Origin of the sequence: Sphaerisporangium corydalis, from assembly GCF_025506355.1 — a bacterium.
Taxonomy (GTDB): domain Bacteria; phylum Actinomycetota; class Actinomycetes; order Streptosporangiales; family Streptosporangiaceae; genus Sphaerisporangium; species Sphaerisporangium corydalis.
The window spans coordinates 164,614-181,934 of record NZ_JANZYP010000008.1; the positions used below are offsets into that span (position 1 = coordinate 164,614).

General features: G+C 70.5%; 15 protein-coding genes, 1 tRNA gene and 1 rRNA gene. 9 read left to right on the top strand and 8 right to left on the bottom strand.

Annotated features, from left to right (window positions below; translation table 11 throughout):
* Window positions 1-26 precede the first annotated feature (26 nt).
* The gene (locus NYZ98_RS08775) at window positions 27-1,370 is read right to left on the bottom strand and encodes an ABC1 kinase family protein (protein ID WP_262842062.1); all 1,344 of its coding nucleotides are present in this window, start codon (window positions 1,368-1,370) and stop codon (window positions 27-29) included.
* Window positions 1,367-2,416, bottom strand: coding sequence for a ThiF family adenylyltransferase (locus NYZ98_RS08780; RefSeq protein WP_262842063.1), 1,050 nt, complete (start codon window positions 2,414-2,416; stop codon window positions 1,367-1,369). The genes NYZ98_RS08775 and NYZ98_RS08780 overlap by 4 nt, the downstream gene beginning before the upstream one ends.
* 356 nt (window positions 2,417-2,772) lie before the next feature.
* On the opposite strand from NYZ98_RS08780, the gene NYZ98_RS08785 reads away from it, so the two are divergent.
* Window positions 2,773-3,288, top strand: a complete 516-nt coding sequence (locus NYZ98_RS08785) for a M48 metallopeptidase family protein (RefSeq protein ID WP_262842064.1) — start codon at window positions 2,773-2,775, stop codon at window positions 3,286-3,288.
* On the top strand, window positions 3,282-3,872 hold the full coding sequence (locus tag NYZ98_RS08790) for a glycosyltransferase family protein (RefSeq protein ID WP_262842065.1): 591 nt from the start codon (window positions 3,282-3,284) through the stop codon (window positions 3,870-3,872). The genes NYZ98_RS08785 and NYZ98_RS08790 overlap by 7 nt, the downstream gene beginning before the upstream one ends.
* Before the next feature lie 24 nt (window positions 3,873-3,896).
* Here NYZ98_RS08790 and NYZ98_RS08795 read toward each other — a convergent pair whose 3' ends face one another.
* The 3 genes from NYZ98_RS08795 to NYZ98_RS08805 form a co-directional block, all read right to left on the bottom strand.
* A complete protein-coding gene (locus tag NYZ98_RS08795; protein WP_262842066.1) occupies window positions 3,897-4,868 on the bottom strand; it encodes an endonuclease/exonuclease/phosphatase family protein in 972 nt (323 codons plus the stop codon).
* Between the two features lie 160 nt (window positions 4,869-5,028).
* Complete coding sequence (locus tag NYZ98_RS08800) at window positions 5,029-5,571, bottom strand: NUDIX hydrolase (RefSeq protein WP_262842067.1); 543 nt, start codon at window positions 5,569-5,571, stop codon at window positions 5,029-5,031.
* A complete protein-coding gene (locus tag NYZ98_RS08805; RefSeq protein ID WP_262842068.1) occupies window positions 5,568-6,911 on the bottom strand; it encodes a zinc-dependent metalloprotease in 1,344 nt (447 codons plus the stop codon). The genes NYZ98_RS08800 and NYZ98_RS08805 overlap by 4 nt, the downstream gene beginning before the upstream one ends.
* A gap of 82 nt (window positions 6,912-6,993) precedes the next feature.
* On the opposite strand from NYZ98_RS08805, the gene NYZ98_RS08810 reads away from it, so the two are divergent.
* From NYZ98_RS08810 to NYZ98_RS08830, 5 genes are all read left to right on the top strand, one after another.
* The gene (locus NYZ98_RS08810) at window positions 6,994-8,064 is read left to right on the top strand and encodes an NAD-dependent epimerase/dehydratase family protein (protein WP_262842069.1); all 1,071 of its coding nucleotides are present in this window, start codon (window positions 6,994-6,996) and stop codon (window positions 8,062-8,064) included.
* Window positions 8,065-8,222: 158 nt separating this feature from the next.
* Entirely contained in the window at window positions 8,223-8,648 is a 426-nt protein-coding gene (locus NYZ98_RS08815; RefSeq protein ID WP_262842070.1) for a molybdenum cofactor biosynthesis protein MoaE, read from the top strand.
* A 99-nt stretch (window positions 8,649-8,747) separates the two neighbouring features.
* Complete coding sequence (locus NYZ98_RS08820) at window positions 8,748-9,791, top strand: YlbL family protein (RefSeq protein WP_262842071.1); 1,044 nt, start codon at window positions 8,748-8,750, stop codon at window positions 9,789-9,791.
* A 290-nt stretch (window positions 9,792-10,081) separates the two neighbouring features.
* Window positions 10,082-13,015 carry a UPF0182 family membrane protein gene (locus NYZ98_RS08825; protein WP_262842072.1) on the top strand — a complete coding sequence of 978 codons (2,934 nt, stop codon included), beginning with the start codon at window positions 10,082-10,084 and terminating at the stop codon, window positions 13,013-13,015.
* A gap of 109 nt (window positions 13,016-13,124) precedes the next feature.
* Window positions 13,125-13,201 (top strand) — tRNA-Met (locus tag NYZ98_RS08830).
* A gap of 137 nt (window positions 13,202-13,338) precedes the next feature.
* Here NYZ98_RS08830 and NYZ98_RS08835 read toward each other — a convergent pair.
* Window positions 13,339-14,154 carry a UbiA family prenyltransferase gene (locus NYZ98_RS08835; protein WP_262842073.1) on the bottom strand — a complete coding sequence of 272 codons (816 nt, stop codon included), beginning with the start codon at window positions 14,152-14,154 and terminating at the stop codon, window positions 13,339-13,341.
* Between the two features lie 120 nt (window positions 14,155-14,274).
* On the opposite strand from NYZ98_RS08835, the gene NYZ98_RS08840 reads away from it, so the two are divergent.
* Window positions 14,275-15,861, top strand: a complete 1,587-nt coding sequence (locus tag NYZ98_RS08840; protein WP_262842074.1) for a bifunctional 3'-5' exonuclease/DNA polymerase — start codon at window positions 14,275-14,277, stop codon at window positions 15,859-15,861.
* 1 nt (window position 15,862) lies between these two features.
* On the opposite strand, the gene NYZ98_RS08845 is transcribed toward NYZ98_RS08840, so the two are convergent.
* Together NYZ98_RS08845 and NYZ98_RS08850 are read right to left on the bottom strand one after the other, a co-directional pair.
* A complete protein-coding gene (locus NYZ98_RS08845; protein ID WP_262842075.1) occupies window positions 15,863-16,054 on the bottom strand; it encodes a hypothetical protein in 192 nt (63 codons plus the stop codon).
* Window positions 16,055-16,144: 90 nt separating this feature from the next.
* Window positions 16,145-16,546: a hypothetical protein gene (locus NYZ98_RS08850; RefSeq protein ID WP_262842076.1), complete on the bottom strand. Its 402-nt coding sequence runs from the start codon at window positions 16,544-16,546 to the stop codon at window positions 16,145-16,147.
* 677 nt (window positions 16,547-17,223) lie between these two features.
* Between NYZ98_RS08850 and NYZ98_RS08855 the strand changes: the two genes are divergently transcribed.
* Window positions 17,224-17,321: ribosomal RNA gene (locus NYZ98_RS08855) — 16S ribosomal RNA — on the top strand; the annotation flags it as partial.

The following is a 17,321-nucleotide window of genomic DNA, read 5'->3' on the forward strand; positions in this document are numbered from 1 at the left end:
CCGGCCTGCCTGACAGGGCCGCCGTTCTAGGAGGTGGCCAGGGCGGTGGGCCTGCCCTCGGGGTCGTCGTCGGAGAACCCCGGCACCCAGCGGACCACCTCGTCGCGGAACCGCGCGGTGGTGCCGAGCTGGCACAGCACGCCGATGCCGGCCGCGTGCACCCGGTTGATCAGCACGTACGACGGCGGAAGGTTGAGCTGGCGCACCACGTTCGTCGGGCGCAGGTCGGTGACGGTCGCGACCTGCCGCTGCAGCCACTCGCGGCTGAAGGTGAACTCCTCCACCTGCGTCGGCTCGACGTACGGGGCCAGGAAGGCGCGCAGGGCCTCCTCGTCGACCTCGATGTGCGGGCGGATGAACCCCTCGTCGCGCAGCCCCTGCACCACGGTCGGCATGTCGCCCTTGTTGAAGATGCGGGTCAGCGTGCCGAAGACCTCGGGATACCCCTCGGGCATGCGGTTCACGGCGCCGAAGTCGAGCACCCCCAGCCGGCCGTCGGGCAGCACGCGGAAGTTGCCGGGGTGCGGGTCGGCGTGCAGCATGCCCGCGCGGGCGGGGGCGCTGAACAGGAACCGCACGAACAGCAGCCCGGTATGGTCGCGCTGCTCCTTGGTCCCCGCGGAGATGACCTTGGAGAGCGGGGTGCCCTCCATCCATTCGGTGACCAGGATCTGCTCGTTGGCGGCGATGACGTCCGGCACGAAGAAGTCGGGATCGTCCAGGTAGGCCTGGGCGAACCCGTGCTGGGCCTCGGCTTCCCTGAGGTAGTCGAGCTCCTCGGAGATGCGCTCCCTCAGCTCGCCCAGCACGGCCTTGATGTCGAGGCCGGGCAGCAGCACCCCGAACAGCTTCCCGAGCCGGGCGAGCTGGTTGAAGTCGGTCAGCAGCGCCTTGCCGGCCCCGGGGTACTGGATCTTGACGGCCACCTCCCGGCCGTCGTGCCAGACGGCCTTGTGCACCTGGCCGATCGAGGCGGCGGCGGTCGGGGTCTCGTCGAACTCCAGGAAGTTCTCCCGCCAGTCGTCGCCGAGCTGCTCGGTGAGGACCGCGCGCACGGTGGAGGCCGGAAGCGGGGGCGCCGCGTCCTGCAGCTTGGTCAGCGTCGCGCGGTACGGCCCGGCGATCTCGGGCGGGAGCGCCGCCTCGAAGATCGACAGTGCCTGACCGAGCTTCATCGCACCGCCCTTGAGCTCGCCCAGGACGCGGAAGACCTGCTCGGAGGTGCGCTGCTGGATCTCCTGGGCGACGATCTCGGCGGACTTCCCACCGATCCTCTTGCCCAGTCCCAGGGCGGTGCGGCCGGCGAACCCCAAGGGGAGCGTCGCCAGCTTGGCGGAACGCGTCACGGCGTGCTGGGGGAAGTCACTCACGCGACCATTGTTAGCGGTCCGAACTGGTTTCGACTACAACGACATTGTGGATGTCTGCTCCAGGAGCGTTTTTTCCAACGCCAATCAGGCATTACGTCAACTGTGCTATTCGTCACAACGGGCTCCAGGCCGTCGACAGAACCCAGCGCGTGACCGGCCGCCTGGGCCGCGACCAGCGTTGACAGTACGGTGTCGCACGCGATCTCCCCGGCGGGAAAACCGCCGAGACGCGCCCCGACCGCCGGCCAGGACGGGTCACGGTCGCGCCGGATCAATTCCAGGCAGTGCAGGCAGGAGGTGCGCCCCGGCAGGACGAGAGGGCCGACCGAGCCGACGCCCTCCCCGGCGGTCACCAGAAGGTGCGGGATCCGGAGCGCCACGAGCTCCCGGGCCACCACCGCGTCGAGCGGTCCCACCGGCGCGAGGACGACCAGATCGGGGCGGCGCGCCCCGTCGGTGAGCTGGGAGGCCGTGCGGCCGGTCCACGCGTTGACACCCGGCGCCACCCGCAGGGCCACCGCCACCGCGCCGTCCTCCCTGCTGCCGCCGGTCTCGGCGTACGACAGCCCGCCGGGGACTACGTCCTGGTCGCGGGCGGTGCCCGGGTCGACCACGCAGAGATGGCCGACGCCGGCCGCGGCGAGCAGGGCCACGACCTGGGCGCCGATCCGCCCCGCCCCGTACACCCGGACGTAGGCCCCGCGGCGGCGGTCGAGCGCGGTGAGACCTCCGTCACCGGCGTCGGCGGCCGACAAGGAAAGGGCGTCGAGGTCGGGCCCGAGCCGGTCGCGCTCGGCCGAGGTCAGCCCGCGCAGCGGTTCCGGCCGCACGGCGGCGTCGTCGAGCACGCCGCGCTCGGTCAGCAGCCGCACGACCTGGCGCACGGTGCCCTCGTCGAGATCACTCCGGCCGATCAGCTCGTCGAGCGTGCGGGTGCCGTCCAGGCTCTCCACGAACCCGCGCATGCGGGGGTCGAGGTCGGTGAGCACCACCGCGCGGAGCGGATGGACCCCGAGCTGCAGCGTGCGGGCGTCACGTTCTAGCAACCGCAACGCCGGTTTGAGCCTGGGCCGCACCGGTTGCCGCCCGGAGGCGTCCGGACGGGGGAGGGGCGGAAAGGGGGAGGTGGGAGCGGGGGGTGAGGTCACGATCGCGCAGCCTGGCACACGGCCGCCGGCCACCGGAGCCCGATCACGCCCCCTGTGGACAACCTTTCCGCCATATCCGGCCGGAACCCCCGTGCCGGGCGGGGCTGTGGACGGACCGCGCCCCTCCGTACCTCACCGCCCCGTGGGGCGGATGTGAGTCCTGTGGTAGCTGAACATTACGCGAACGCGGATTGACCAGGGAAAACGTGATTCACCCCCTGTGGAATCCCAGAACTCTCGGCTACCGTGCATATGTGCCCCCCGAGACAGTCGAGGTCCGCCGGAGTGCACGCCGACGGCGGACCGTATCCGCATATCGCGATGGCGACAAGACCATCGTGCTCCTGCCTGCCGGTTTGAGCAGCATGGACGAGGAACAATGGGTGCGCCGGATGCTCGACCGGCTCGCCGCGAAGGAACAGCGACGGCGCCCGAGCGACGACGACCTGCTCGAACGGGCCAGGGACCTGGCCGCGCGCTACCTGGACGACAAGGCGTGCCCGACCAGCGTGCGGTGGGTGGAGAACCAGCGGCACCGCTGGGGGTCGTGCACGCCCGACCACGGCAGCATCCGGCTCTCGACCCGGCTACGCGGCATGCCCGCCTGGGTGGTCGACTACGTGATCATGCACGAGCTGGTCCACCTTCTGGTGCCCAGCCACGGCCCCCGCTTCTGGGCGCTGGTGGAGCGCTACCCCAAGGCGGAGCGGGCCCGCGGTTTCCTCGAGGGCTACTCCATGGCCGCCAACGGCTCCACGGAGGAATGTTGAGGCTCGCGGCCGTACTGGTCACCCCCGCCATGGGCAGGGCGGCTCCGCCCGGGGTCGACCCCGCCGAGTTCCTGCTCGCCCTCGCCGAGGACACCTACGAGATCGTGGCCGGGCTCGACCTGGTGGAACCCGTGATCCTCGCCGCCGGCGTGGACGGGCTCGAGGACCTCGCCTGGCCCGGCACCCGCGTCCTGTCGATCCCCGACCCTGGCGGCCCCGCCGAGGCGTTCGCCGCGCTCCAGCCGTACGGCGAGGAGGCGGTCGTGATCAGCGGTGACGCGCCCGACCTGCCCCCGTTGCTGATCGGCAAGCTCTTCCGCGAGCTGGGCCGCGCGTCCATCGCGATCTGCCCGGCCTCGGGCGGCGGCGCGGTGGCGATGGCGGCCCGGCTGCCGTTCCCCTCCTGGGCCGAGGCGGGCATGGACGAGCCCGACGTGGTCGCGCTGCTCCGTAACCAGGCGCCCGGCAGCCGCATGGTGGCCACCGGCCCCGGCTGGCACCGCCTGCGCGTCCCCGCCGACATCGCCCGCCTGGACCCCGGCCTAGAAGGCTGGGACAACACCCGCTCCCTGCTCACCGCCTGAAAGCACCGCGGGAAGCGCGGATGATCAGGGGGCCGGGAGGGAGAGCTCGGTGAGCACGGCGCGATGGTCGGTGTGCGGGACGTCGAACACCTGGTAGCCCCGCACCGACACGCGGTGGTCGGCGAGCACGTGGTCGATCGTGATCAGCGGGGGCACCCGCTTGCCGGCCGGCCAGGTCGGGATCAGGCCCTCGCCCATGGTGTCGCCGGCGTCGTGGTAACCCCGTGCCACCAGCCGCCGCATCTCGGCGTGGTCCAGGCTCGCGTTGAAGTCACCGGCGAGGATACGGAAAGGCCCGGTCGACGGCCCCGGCGGCAGGGCGCGGAGCCCTTCGGTCCACTGCGTCACCTGCGGGCCCAGCGGCGGGTAGGTGTGCACGTCGACGATCTCCAGCTCGGCGCCACCCGGAAGGGTCATCCTGACCGCCGGCATGTTGTGGCCGACGACTTGGAACAGCCCGTTGATCTGGGTGATCGGATGGCTGGAGTAGATGCCGCTGCCCGCCGCGCTCCACTCGTCCTGCAGGACGCGGTAGGGCATCAGCTCCTTCAGCCCGGCCGCGTCCATGTTGGCCACGGCCTCGGGGGTGAGCTCCTGGGTGTTGAGGATGTCGGGATGGTGGCGGCGGACCAGGTCCACCACTGTCTGGGCGTCCCCTCGGCCGAAGAACAGGTTGGCCGTGAGCACCGTGAACGGCCGGCCGGTCGTCGGCTGGGCGTCCCCGAACGCGCGCGGCAGCACGCTGAACCCCATCGCGGCCGTCGTGGCCACCGCGACCGCGGTCACCGCCTTCTTCCTGGACAGCACGGCGAGCAGCATCGGCAGCAGCGAACCCGCCGCCGCGTACGGCGTGGCCGTCATGATCTGCGCCGGGAACGATCCACGCTCGAGGCCGGCCACCCGGGCGACCGCCCAGGCGGCAAAGGGCGTCACCGCGAGCCAGGCGAGTGTGCCCGGCACCCGCAGGCGAAGCCGTCGTAAGCGGGACGGAGTCACGATCACTCCGCCCACCGATGTCTCGGTCGTGGTGTTCACCCGTCCCCCGGCTCGCCTCGGTGTTACCAGTCCGACCTTATCCAGACGATGTATGGGAGGCGTCAAGAAGCCCGGCCAACCAGGGGCGTGTCACCAAGAAGGAAGGCTCACGGGCAAACGGTCAGGACAGCAGGAGTGCCCGCGCGCGGCGGGCCAGCCTGCGGGTCGCCTCGTCCGTCGGCTCGGGGATGTCGTCCACCGGCACCCACCGCAGCTCCAGGGACTCGTCACTGATCACGTACTCGGCCCCCGGCGGCGCCACCGCGCCGTACTCGACGTCGAGGTGCCAGCTGTGCGGCGGATGGCACCACACCTGGTGCCGGTCGAGCGCGAGCGGCCCCTCAAGGAGCCGGAGCCCGGGAATGCCCGACTCCTCGGTGGCCTCGCGCAGCGCGGCGCCTTCGAGCGAGGCGTCGGTGGTCTCGCAGTGCCCGCCCATGGGCAGCCACATCTCCGCCTTGGGATGCAGGGTGAGCAGCACCTTGCCGCCGTCGTGCGACAGCACGGCCGTCGTGGCCGTGAGGTGACCCGGCGCGCACGAGCGCCACATGGCGTCGTCGTGGTCGTTCAGGTGGTCCAGGAACTCCTTACGGAGCGACTCCTCGGCGGGTGTGGGGGCCGTCCACCGGGTCAGCGCGGCTCGCGCCTGGTCGCGTAACGTCATCCGTCGCCGGGCTCCTTCGGGCCGCCGTCGCCTGGCCCGCCCTCCGAACCCGGAGATCCGGAGGCGTCACCGGGCTTCTCCCGGCCGTTCTGGTCATCGAAATCCGACAGGTCGAACTTGGCCTCGCCCCGGACGAACGCCTCGGGGTCGTCCAGGTCGGCCGCGGTCGGCATCAGGTCAGGGTGGGACCACACCGCGTCGCGCCCGTCCACGCCGCGTGCGGCGGCGAGCGCCTGCCACAGCGCGGCGGCCTCGCGCAGCCGCCGGGGGCGGAGCTCCAGCCCGACCAGGGTGGCGAACGTGCGCTCGGCCGGCCCTCCGGTCGCGCGGCGCCGCCTGACGGTCTCGGAAAGGGCGGCGGAGGAGGGCAGCTTGCCCTCGGCGGCGGCGTCCGCCACCGTGCCCACCCAGCCCTCGACCAGCGCCAGGATGGTCTCCAGCCGCGCCAGCGCGGCCTTCTGCCGCTCGGTCTCCTCGGGCTTGAGCAGCGCGCCGCCGCTCAGGGCCTCCTGGAGCTGCTCGGGGTTGTTGATGTCGAGCCCGCGGATCTGCTCCTCCAGGGCGGAGGTGTCCACGGTGATGCCCTTGGCGTACTCCTCGACGGCGCCGAAGAGCTGGCCGCGCAGCCATGGGACGTGCTGGAAGAGCCGGTGGTGCGCGGCCTCGCGGAGCGCCAGGTAGAGGCGGATCTCCTCGGCGGGGATCTCCAGGCCGTGGCTGAACGCGGCGATCCCGCCGGGCAGCAGGGCCGCGGTCTCCGAGAGTGGCAGCCCGATGTCAGAGGACCCGATCACCTCGGGGGCGAGCGTGCCGAGGGCCTGGCCGATCTGGCTGCCGACCATCATGCCGCCCATCTGGCGCATCATGCCCATCAGCGGGCCGAACTGGGCGGCCATCGCCGCCTGGCCCTCGCCGCCGAGCTCGCCGAGGCCGGCCGAGCCCAGGGCGCCGCCCATGGTCTCCACCATGCGCTCGGCGATCGGGTCGCACAGCCGCTTCCAGACCGGGACGGTCTTCTCGATCCACTCCGAACGGCTCCACGCCTCGGGCGCGGTCAATCCGGAGGGTAGTTCGGTGACCTCGTTCAGCCACAGGTCGGCGAGGCGCAGCGCGTCGACGATCTGGCGGCGCTCGCCTTCCATGACGCTCGGATCGCCCTCGGCGACCACGGCGTGGCGCGCGATGTTCTTGGCCATGTCCCAGTTGACGGGCCCTGAGCCCGCCGGGGCCGAGAGCATGTCGGCGAACTGTCGCATGGCCGCGGCCATCTGCTCCGGATCGCCGAACATCGCGAACGGGTTCTCGTTGGGGTCGTTTTCGCGACCTGGCAGGTCAGTCACCGCTCTACCTCGTGCAGGATGGAGGAGTCCACATCCGCCACGTTATCCGTCGCAGGGCGGATCAGTGCAAAGTGAGGACCTCGTGCCTACCTCGAAACGCCTCCGGCCCCCGGTCGTCGCCGTCACCGGCGCGGCCACCGGGCTGGGGAGAGAGTTCCTCTCCAGGGTCGCCTCGTCTGCGGATTTCCGCCGCGTGGTGGCGATCGACGACCATCGCGGCGACGTCGCGGACGTCACCTGGCGGGTGCTCGATGTCCGAGATCCGCTCTTGGCGAACCGCATCTCCGACGTCGACGTCCTGGTCCATCTGGCCGCCGACTACTCGCTCGACTCCGATCCGGCCGAGCGCCGCGCCTACAACCTCAGGGCCTCCCAGACCGTGCTCACGGCCTCGGCCGCCGCGCGCGTACGGCGCGTGGTCGTTGTGACCAGCGCCATGGTCTACGGGGCGGTGCCCGACAACCCGGTCCCGCTACCCGAGGGCGCTCCGGTGGCCGCCGAGCCCGACTCGGGCGTGGTCGGCGACCACCTGGAGATCGAGGCGCTCGTCCGGCGCTGCCTGCGCAGCCATCCGGGCCTCGACGTGACCGTGCTGCGGCCGGCCGCCGTCGTGGGCCCGGGGATGGACACCGTGGTCACCCGCCACTTCGAGGCCCCGCGCCTGCTCACGGTCAAGGGCTCGGCGCCCCGCTGGCAGTTCTGCCACGTGGAGGACCTGGTCTCGGCGCTCGAAATGGCGGCCCTCGGCCAGGTCACCGGCGTCGTGACGGTCGGCAGCGACGGATGGCTGGAGATGGAGCAGGTCGAGGAGCTGTCCGGCCTGCGGCGTTTCGAACTGCCCGCCGTGCTGACCTTCGGCACCGCCGAACGCCTCCACCGGCTCGGGATCACCCCGGCCCCCGCGACCGACCTGCACTACGTGGTCTACCCGTGGGTGGTCGACTGCGCCTCGCTGCGCGCGGCCGGGTGGAAGCCCGCGTGGACCAACGAGGACGCGTTCCAGCAGCTTCTGGACCTCCGCGAGGGCAAGCACGCCGTCGTCGGCCGCCGTCTGTCCGGCAAGGACGCCACGTTGACCGCCGCCGGCGCCACCGTCGCGGTGATCGGCACCGCCGCCATCGTCCGCGCCGCCCGCCGCAAGCGGCGCACCTGATCGGCCCGGGGTGGATCTATGGCCGCCTAGGGGGCGGCGCCCGGCCGGCCGCGCTGACCTGCGGACGCCCGTTCCCCCCTGGGCCGGCCGGTGGGGCGGGAGCCGCCGGAGGCACCGCCGTTCCGGGCGAGGCCCGGGACGCGGAGTACCCTCGTGGCGTGGACGCCATCCGTTTGCTGGGCATTCGTGACACCCCGCTCTCCGTCGACGAGGTGCTCGCGGCCGTCGGTGACCAGGGTGCGGGCGGGACGACGCTGTTCGTCGGCACCGTGCGCGACCACGATCACGGAGAGGCCGTCACCCTGCTGTCGTACTCGGCCCATCCGACCGCCGAGGCGGAGCTGCGCCGGGTGGCCGAGAAGGTCGCCGCGGACTTCCCCGGGACCCTGCTCGCCGCCGTCCACCGGGTGGGCGATCTCCGGATCGGCGACAGGGCGGTGATCGTCGCGGTGGCCGCCGCGCACCGTGGGGAGGCCTTCGAGGCGTCCCGCCGGTTGATCGACGATCTCAAGCGGGAAGTGCCCATCTGGAAGCACCAGCGCTTCGCCGACGGCACGGCCGAATGGGTCGGCAGTTGCGGCTGAGCAGGCACTTCACCGGCCCAGGGGATGCGATTGACCTGGATGTCCGCCCTGTGTGTGTCCGCGTAACCCTGGTCGCGGGGAGCGCATAGAGTTGCCCCCATGTCCCGACGACGTCTGACGTTGATGGTTGCGGGCGTGCTCACGCTCGTGCTCGGCGGCGCCGGTGCGCTGCTGCCCGTGCCGTACGTCGCGCTGAGCCCCGGGCCGACGGAGAACACCCTCGGTGACGTCAAGGGCAAACCCGTCATCACCGTCTCGGGCCACCAGACCTACCCCACCACGGGCAAGCTCAGCCTGGTCACCGTCGCCTACCAGGGCGGACCCGAGGCCCGCATCGACCTGCTCACCGCGCTGCGCGGCTGGATGGACCCGACCGTGGCGGTCGTCCCCGAAGAGACGATCTTCCCCAAGGCCGTCTCGGTGAAAGAGGTCGAGCAGCAGAACACCCAGGAGATGAGCAGCTCCCAGCAGGACGCGACCGCCGCGGCGCTGACCGAGCTGAAGATCCCCATCAAGGTCTACGTCGCGGTCGCCTCCACCCAGAAGGGCAAGCCCGCCGACGGCAAACTGCTGCCGAACGACGAGATCACCGAAGTCGACGGCGCCGCCGTGCGCACGGTGGACGAGGTCGCGGCCGGGGTGCGCAAGCACAAGGCGGGCGAGCAGGTGAGGTTCACCATCGTGCGGGGCGGCAAGCCCATGACCGTCGAGGTCGGCACGATCAGCGGCCCCAGCGGCTCCATCGTCGGCGTGATCATGGGCTCCCAGTTCAAGTTCCCGTTCACCGTCAACGTCAACGTCGGGGACGTCGGCGGCCCGAGCGCCGGCCTGATGTTCTCGCTCGGCATCTACGACAAGCTCACCCCCGGCCCGCTCACCGGCGGCAGGTCGATCGCCGGCACCGGCACGATCACCCCCGACGGCCAGGTCGGCCCGATCGGCGGCATCCAGCAGAAGTTGGTCGGCGCCCGCGACGCGGGGGCCACGGTCTTCCTGACCCCCGCCGACAACTGCGACGACGCCGTCCAGGCCGTCCCCAAGGGGCTGCGCCTGGTGAAGGTGAGCACGATGCACGAGGCCGTCCAGGCGGTCGACGCGCTACGCACGGGCTCAGGACAGGTGGCTAGTTGCCCGGCCCGATGACACCGCGCCGGGCGGACTCACGCGGCGGCGGGGAACCCCTCGCCCGGCCGGGGCGTTGGGGCACGTGTGCGCGCACGCCGTTTCCGATGGCGCCGCCCGCGCGCCGAGCCGGGTCCACGGCCGTGTCCTTGACGGACGCGGCTCGCGTGCCCGCCGCAAGTTGTGGCCTGACCGTGCTCAGGGCTTGGAACGTGACCCGCACCACCGGTGTAGGTTGCCAGACACGGACCGTTACTCGTGAAATCTAGGGGTGGGCCTTGACCTTCCGGAACCCCGGCGCGGGTCGGGCGATGCGTTTGCCCCGCCGGCCGCGGCTTCTCGTGCCCGTCGCGATCACTCTCGTCGCGATCGTGATCTTGTTCTTCGTCTTCGCCGGCATCTTCACCGACTGGCTGTGGTTCGACTCGGTCGGGTACACCTCGGTCTTCTCGACCATGCTGGTGACCCAGCTCCTGTTGTTCGTCTTCGGCGCCCTGATCATGGGCGCCATCGTCGGCGGCAACATGATCCTGGCCTACCGCGCGCGTCCCCTCTTCGGGATCGGCATGTTCGGCGGCTCATCGCAGGGCGCCGACCGCTACCGCGCGGCGGTCGACCCGCACCGCAAGCTGGTCTTCATCATCGGGCTGGCGATGCTCGGCCTGTTCACCGGCTCCTCCACGGCCGGGCAGTGGAAGACATGGCTGCTGTTCATCAACGGATCGTCGTTCAACCGGCCTGATCCGCTGTTCAACATGGACGTCTCATTCTTCATGTTCACGTATCCGTTCATCCGGATGCTGCTGAACTTCCTGTTCACCGCGGTGATCATCTCGATCATCGTCGCGGCGATCGTCCACTACCTGTACGGCGGCTTCCGGCTGCAGTCGCCCGGCGTGCACGCCACCCGCGCGGCCCGGGTCCACCTTTCGGTGCTGGTGGGCCTGTTCGTGCTGCTCAAGGCCGTCGCCTACTGGATCGACCGCTACGGCCTGGTGTTCTCCGACCGGGGCAAGGTCTTCGGCGCCTCCTACACCGACGTCAACGCGGTGCTCCCCGCCAAGAGCATCCTCGCGATCATCGCGTTGATCTGCGCCGCGCTCTTCTTCGCCGGCGTCGTGCGGCCCGGTGGCATGCTCCCGGGCGTCGGCCTCGGCCTGCTCGTGCTCTCGGCCGTCCTGGTCGGCGGCGTCTACCCGGCGCTGGTCGAGCAGTTCCAGGTCAAGCCGAACCAGCAGAGCAAGGAGCAGGTGTACATCAAGCGCAACATCGAGGCGACAAGAGACGCCTACGGTGTCGCGTCCGCCGAGGTGGCCGCGTACAGCGCCAAGACGCAGGGCACCCAGCAGGAGCTGCAGAGCGAGGTCTCGACGATCCCGGGCGTGCGCCTGCTCGACCCGACGGTGCTGTCCCCGACCTTCCAGCAGCTCCAGCAGATCAAGGGCTACTACCAGTTCCCCGAGCAGCTCGACGTCGACCGCTACACGATCGACGGGGCCTCCCGCGACACGGTCGTGGCCGTGCGGGAGATCGGCCAGCCGCCGGACGGCAACTGGATCAACAACCACCTGGTCTACACCCACGGTTTCGGGTTCGTCGCCGGGTCCGGCAGCAAGACCGACCCCCAGGGCAAGCCCGACTTCATCGTGAAGGACATCCCGCCCACCAACGGGCTCGGCACCTTCGAGCCGCGCATCTACTTCGGCGAGAACTCGCCGGAGTACTCCATCGTGGGCGGCAACCAGAAGGTCGTGAACGGGAAGGTCGTCAACGACAACATCGAGCTCGACTTCCCCGAGCAGAGCAGCACCCCCCAGGGCAGCGGCCAGGAGAACACCACCTACACCGGCAAGGGCGGCGTGCCGATCGGCAACTTCTTCACCCGCCTGCTCTACGCCGGCAAGTACGGCGAGACCAACATGCTGCTGTCCTCGGACATCAACAGCAAGTCCCGCATCCTGTACAACCGCGACCCCCGCGACCGGGTCCAGCAGGTGGCGCCGTTCCTCACCCTGGACGGCGACCCGTACCCCGCGGTCGTCAACGGGCGCATCCTGTGGATCGTGGACGGTTACACGATGTCGGAGGACTACCCGTACTCCGAGCGCCGCAGCTTCGGCGACATGACGCGGGACACCTCGACCGAGCGCCAGCTCACGCCGCAGCAGCCGCGCGACCACATCAACTACATCCGCAACTCGGTGAAGGCGACGGTGGACGCCTACGACGGCACCGTCTCGCTGTACGCGTGGGACGACCAGGACCCGCTGCTCCGCACCTGGGAGAAGGCCTTCGGCGGGGTGATCCAGCCCAAGTCCAAGATCCCGACGCAGCTCATGGACCACCTGCGCTACCCCGAGGACCTGTTCAAGGTGCAGCGCGACATCCTCGGCAACTACCACGTCACCGACGCCAACGCGTTCTACGGCGGTCAGGACTTCTGGAAGGTGCCTGAGGACCCGGCGAGCAACAAGACCAAGCAGCCCCCGTACTACGTGACGCTGCGCATGCCCAACGAGCCGGGGCCACGCTTCTCGCTGACCACCACGATGGTGCCGAACAACCGGGACAACCTGGCGGCCTTCATGGCGGTGGACGCCACCGGCGACTCCACCACGAAGATCCAGATCCTCCAGCTACCCAGCGACACCACGATTCCAGGTCCCAAACAGGCGCAGAACACCTTCGACACGAAGGCGGCCAGCGTCCTGAACGACCTGCGCATCGGCGGCACCACGGAGACGCTGAACGGCAACCTGCTGACCCTGCCGTTCGGCGGGGGCCTGCTGTACGTCGAGCCCGTCTACGTCCAGCCCAAGGTGCAGAACTCCGCCCGCTACCCGACGCTGGCCAGGGTCCTGGTCATGTTCGGCTCCGACGTCGGCATCGGCACGACGCTCAAGGACGCGCTGGACCAGGTGTTCGGCCAGGGGCAGCAGGTCACGACCCCGAACACCCCGACGACGCCCACCCAGCCGAACACGCCCGGGGTCACCACCGACCTCACCAAGGCCTACGACAACGCCCAGAAGGCGTACGACGACGGCCAGAAGGCGATCAAGAGCGGTGACTTCGCGGCGTACGGCGAGGCGCAGAAGCGGCTCGCGCAGGCCCTGAAGGACCTGGAGTCGGCGCTGGGCAAGCAGAAGGCGGCCCCCACGGCCACCCCTTCGGCGACGCCCGCACCGTCGTCCTCGGCGTCCGCGCCGGCGACGCCCGCTCCGACACCCACACCCAGCTCGTAGGCGTGTCCCGGGTGGGGCGGCCGGCACCGGCCGCCCCACCCGGGAGCGCGTCGAGCCGAACGATTTGCCAGTGCCCGTAAGGGCCGATAGTCTTTTGAACACAAGCCGACGCGGGGTGGAGCAGCTCGGTAGCTCGCTGGGCTCATAACCCAGAGGTCGTAGGTTCAAATCCTACCCCCGCTACCACGAAGGCCCTGGTCACCGGAATCCGGTGACCAGGGCCTTTCTCGTTGGCCCCCGGTTTCCCGCTTCACCGGCCTTCGCCGCCTCGTGGTGGGCACGCCGCTCGTGGATGGCACGCCGTCGCGCGGGCCGCGAGGAGATCACGCCAGTTGCCCGCCCTGGGCCACGAACATCGTCAGGTCGATCAGGGCCACCGCGACGATCACGCCGAAGGCCGCCCGCCGTACCGACCGCCGCGCCACCACCACGCCCGCCCCGAGGACGAGCGCCACGGCCCCGAGCCCCGCCAGTGTGAGCGGGCCGCCACGTCCCTCGGGCGCCACGGTGATGACGATGGACGCGGACACCAGAAGGCCGGCGGCGCCGATCCTGGCGCCCACGGGCCCGAGGCGCTGAGGCAGCCCCCGGACGCCCAGCGCGAGATCGTCGGGCAGGTCGGGCAGGACGTTGGCGAAATGGGCCCCCATGCCCAGCAGGGCCCCCGCGGCGAGCGCCCACCACGCGGGCCACGGCCGCCCTAGCAGCCCCAGGGTCACGAACGCAGGAAGCAGCCCGAAGGCCACCGCGAACGGCAGCGGCGAGGCCACGGTCGACTTGAGCCGGACGTTGTACAGCCACCCGCACGCGACGGCGGCCAGGTGCGCGAGCCCGGCCAGGACCCCGCTCGCGAGCGACAGCGGCACACACAGGGCCAGTGCGGCGAGCGCCGCCGTCCCGACCGTGCGCGGCTCGACGGCGTCGGCGCTCAGCGGCTTGTCGGCCCGGCCGATGGCGCGGTCCCGCGCGCGGTCGATCCAGTCGTTGCTCCAGCCGATCGACAACTGCCCGCTCAGCACGGCGGCGCCGACCAGGACCGTGCCCGCCGCGCCCCTCCCGACCCCGGCGGCGAGCGCGCAGCCCGCCGCCGTGACGACCACCGTGGGGCCAGGGTGACAGGCTCTGATCAACGCAAGCATGTGATCAGCCTCGCCCCCGCACCCCCGTCCACGCAACGCGACAGCCCCGAGGACACGCGGCGGCGCGGTACTCGAACCTGTGATCGAAGACCGTCGGACCCTTCGGATAGTCTGCGGGCTATGCGGATCGCGGTGACGGCGGACGCGCGGGGCGGCACGCTGCGGCCGATCGGAGAGGCGGCGAGGCGCGTCGGCGACCTCGCGCATGCCGTCGACGAGCTTGAACGGTCCGCGCGCCCCCGCTGGATCTGGGCCGACACGCGCGCCGTCTACCCCGCGCTCCTCGCCCGCGAGGTGCGGCCGGCGCGCTGCCACGACCTGACCCTCACCGAGGCGCTCCTGCTCGGCCACGAAGGCAGGTACGGCGAGCCGAGGTCGGCGGAGGCCGCGTACGCGCGGCTGCGCGGGCTCCCGGTCCCCGACGACGGCTCGGGCGCGCACGCCGTGCAGGACACGCTGTTCGAGCCCGAACCCGCCGAGATCGACGTCACCGACGTCTACACCGAGCAGCTCCGGCGCATCGAAGCCACCGAGAACCCCGGCCGCTTCCGCCTGCTCGTCGCGGCCGAGTCCGCGGGGGCGCTGATCGCCGCCGAGATGGCCCACGACGGCATGCCGTGGCGCGAGGACGTCCACGACGAGCTGCTGACCGGCCTCCTCGGCCCCCGGCCCGTCCACGGCATGCGGCCCGCCAAGCTCCAGGCGCTCGCCGACCAGATGAGCGCCGCGTTCGGTGCCACCGTCAACCCCGACTCCCCGCAGCAGATCGTCAAGGCCTTCAAGTCCGCCGGCATCGCCGTCTCCTCCACCAGGTCACATGTGCTCAAGCAGGTCGACCACCCCGCGGTCGCGCCCCTGCTCGCGTACAAGGAACTGGCCCGGCTCTACAGCTTCCACGGCTGGACCTGGGCTCACCAATGGGTGCGCGGCCACCGCTTCCATCCCGAGTACGTAGTGGGAGGCGTCGTCTCCGGGCGCTGGGCGACCAGCGGGGGAGGCGCCCTGCAGATCCCCAAGGTCATGCGGCGCGTGGTGGTCGCCGACGAGGGCTGGAAGCTGGTGGTGGCCGACGCGGCGCAGCTCGAACCCCGGGTCCTCGCCGCGATGGCCGGCGACCGCGGCCTGGCCCGCGCCGCGGGCGAGATCGACTTGTACGCGGCCCTCGCCCAGTCCTTCGGCGGCGCGCGCGACAACGCCAAGATCGCCATGCTGTCGGCGATGTACGGCGGGACGAGCGGCGACGCCCCGAAGCTGCTGGCCATGATGAGGCAGCGCTTCCCGCAGGCCTACGCCTTCGTGGAGGACGCGGCGAAGGCCGGCGAGGACGGCCGGTTGGTACGTTCCTGGCTGGGGCGCACGTGCCCGCCGCCGTCCGCCCGCTGGTCGAACCTCGTCTCCGGGCCCGAGGGCACACGGGCGCTCCGCGACCGGGGCAGGTTCACACGCAACTTCGTCGTCCAGGCCACCGCCGCGGAATGGGCCCTGACCCTGATGGCGCTGCTCCGCGGGCGGCTGGTGGCCCCGGCCAGGCTGGTGTTCTTCCAGCATGACGAGGTGATGGTGCACTGCCCGGACGAGATGGCGGCCGAGGTGTCGGCGACGGTCGGCCGGGCGGCCGAGGAGGCCACCCGGCTGATCTTCGGGGAGACCTCGGTCCGCTTCCCGATGGAGGCGGTGGCGGTCTCCTGCTACGGCGACGCGAAGTGACTCACGCCATGGTCCTGATCAGGAGAAGCGACTTCTTCGTCGCCCAGCCGATCAGGCCGATGCTCAGCACCGCCTGGGCGGCGCGCAGCCATCCCGGGGCGGTCGTCGCGGCGAACACCACCACGCCCAGCCACAGAAGTCCGAACACCGCTACCAGGGTGATGGCCCCCCAGTTCAGCCCCCGCTCCCACATGAGGAAAGTCTTCCAGGACGACCCTCATGTCATGGCAAAGCCTGTCATCTCGGCAAGCGAGGTTGCTTCACCGATTTCACCGCATTGTTGCTAGCGAGGCAGCCTCCGGCCGGCGCCCGCGCACCGGCGCATCCTCGCGCTCGTCCGCAGCCGGGTCGGCTGGGCCTCGTCGATGTGGGCGAGCAGTTCCTCCGCCGTACGCGCGTCCGCAAGGATACGCACGACCTCCTCGTCCCCGGAGGGCACTTGTCCTGCCTTGCCGAGCTCGTGCCGGAGGAATGTCAGCGGATTGGGGTCGCCGACGGCGTCGGAGGCCACGGTCGCACGTGCGGCCGTCAGCAGACCCAGGTACCGAGCGCGAAGGGTCGCTTCGCGCAGTCGCGCTTGCTCCAAGTCGTCCAGCAGGGTTCGGGCGATCTGCAGAAGATCGTCCGAGTCGCCCTCCTCGGCCGCGATGTGAGCGCGGATGTCGTCGAACTCCGACCGCGTCATGATGACCACCTCCACGGGCGGGGTTCCGGGCACCGGGGTGGCGCCAGCGGAGTCCCGCACCCTCTTCGTAACGTCAGGCGATTGCGGATGACTTGCTGGCGGGTTGCGCCAACGCGAAATCGCTCGTTGGTAGGGATGGCTGAGAGGCAGGAAAGGTTTACCGGCTACCAGAGTTGCGTCCGGCACTCCTGGGATGCTGCTAGAGTTTCCCCTCGTTGGGCGGCGATGAGCGCCCCGAAAGATCCAAAAAATCTTGAGGGCTGCCAGCCTGCTCACACCCTGTCTCACCCTCCGGATGATCAAGGTCGATGCGGTCGAATTGCATCTGCCAGATCGACTCGGTAAGTTAGACGGGTTGCCCTGGAGACGGGGCAGAGAGACTTTGGTTGGTTTGGGATGATTCACGGCAGATCGGCTGATTTGACGGGGATTGTCCGAATCGGATAAAGTTGATCAACGAGATGCCCGCCCCTGACGGGGTCGTAGCCACTCCGGCTTCGATCGCGAACGGTGTACGCGTCCGTTTCTTGAGAACTCAACAGTGTGTTAAAAGCCAGTGCATGATTATGCATTTTCTCCGTCCTTCACACGCTTCGGTGTGTGGGGATGGTTCCTTTGGTTGACACCTCATGCTTGATAGCGGGTGTGGTGGTGTTCGCCGGGATTTCTTCAGGCATTGTTTGGAGAGTTTGATCCTGGCTCAGGACGAACGCTGGCGGCGTGCTTAACACATGCAAGTCGAGCGGAAAGGCCCTTCGGGGTACTCGAGCGGCGA